General features: G+C 73.6%; 1 protein-coding gene. It reads right to left on the bottom strand.

The genetic code is table 11. The features are described 5' to 3' along the window. On the bottom strand, positions 1 to 1,199 hold a 1,199-nt coding region (locus tag AB8Z36_RS40375), incomplete at its 3' end, for a PrsW family intramembrane metalloprotease (protein WP_440582135.1). Between the last annotated feature and the right edge of the window lie 195 nt (positions 1,200 to 1,394).

Genomic DNA, 1,394 nt, shown 5'->3' with positions numbered 1-1,394 from the left:
GCGTAGGCCAGGGCGGGGCGGGCCGGTTCGCGGCGCTCCCAGAGCCGCTGGAGCAGCTCGCGCTCGCGGACCACGAAGTCGGCGCCCGCCCGGCCCTTGCGGCCCCGGTGGCGCAGGAACGCCAGGGACGTCGCGTACATCTCGTACTCCGCGACCGCGCGGGCCGCGGCCTTGCCCCAGGCGTACGAGGCGTAGTCGCGGGCCAGCGCGCGGGCGCGCATCGAGCCGAGCGCGTACGGCTCGGGCGGGGTGAGCCAGCCCGCCGCCGCGTAGACGGGCAGTTCGGCGCGGATCATGCGCAGTTCGCGCTGCCGGGTCCAGATCGCCAGCCAGGTCAGCAGGCCGAAGCAGGGCAGCATGAAGAGCGCGTACACGGTGAAGAAGCCGTACTGCCCGAAGACCGCCGAGCCGTTCCACAGGGCGTGCACGCCCATCGCGAGGAGCAGCCCGGTGAGCGGGAGCAGGACGCGGCGCACGCGCATGCGCTGCGCGGAGAACGCGGCGATGCCGAAGCCGATGCCGGTCAGGACGGTGAACATGGGGTGCGCGAACGGGGACATCACGACGCGCACGAAGAAGGTCGCCGCCGTCACCGACGCCAGGCCGCTCTCGCGGCTGAGCTGGTCGGTGACGAAGGCGTTGCCCAGATAGAGGATGTTCTCGGTGAACGCGAAGCCGGTCGCGGTCACCCCGGCTATCACCACGCCGTCGACGACACCGGTGAAGTCACGTCTGCGGAAGAGGAAGACCAGCAGCACCGCCGCGGCCTTCGCCGACTCCTCGACGATCGGGGCGATGACGGTCGCGCCGAGGGTGTCCGCGCTGGTGGGGTCGGCGGTCGCGGTGGCTATCCAGCGGATCGCGAAGCTGTTCGCGACGATGGCGATGAGCGCCGCGGCGCAGGCTCCCCAGGAGAAGGAGAACAGCAGGTTCCGCCAGGGGCCCGGGGCCACCCGGTCCAGCCAGCGGAACGCGGTGACCAGCACGGGCACGGGTACGGTCGCGAGGCCGAGGCCCACCAGGAAGCCCTGGGTGCCGGTCTGCTCCCGGACCAGGGCCAGGATCACCAGGCCCGACATCGCGAGCAGGACGATGAGCCCGGCCGCGCGTATCGCCCGCCGCTGCCACCAGCGGACACGGCGGAGCTCGCCCGGGGCGGGTGCCTCGGGGGGTATCGGATACGCAGGACTCGGGGCCACGCGTTGACCCTAACGAGGGATGGGGGTGGCCGCGACGGTGCCTCCCCTCCCGGGCCCCGGGGTGGCCGGGGAGCGCCGTCGTGCGCCGTCCCGCCCCCTCGTCGCCACGCCGCCGCCCGGCGGTCGCCCGGTGCCGCCCGACGGGGCGCGCCATCGGGTCCCGCGGCCCCGTAAAATTGCCGCACTGTGTCTGAG

The organism is Streptomyces flavofungini (assembly GCF_041028215.1).
In the GTDB taxonomy this organism is placed as follows: domain Bacteria; phylum Actinomycetota; class Actinomycetes; order Streptomycetales; family Streptomycetaceae; genus Streptomyces; species Streptomyces flavofungini_B.
This window is presented reverse-complemented; position numbering and strand designations above follow the sequence as displayed.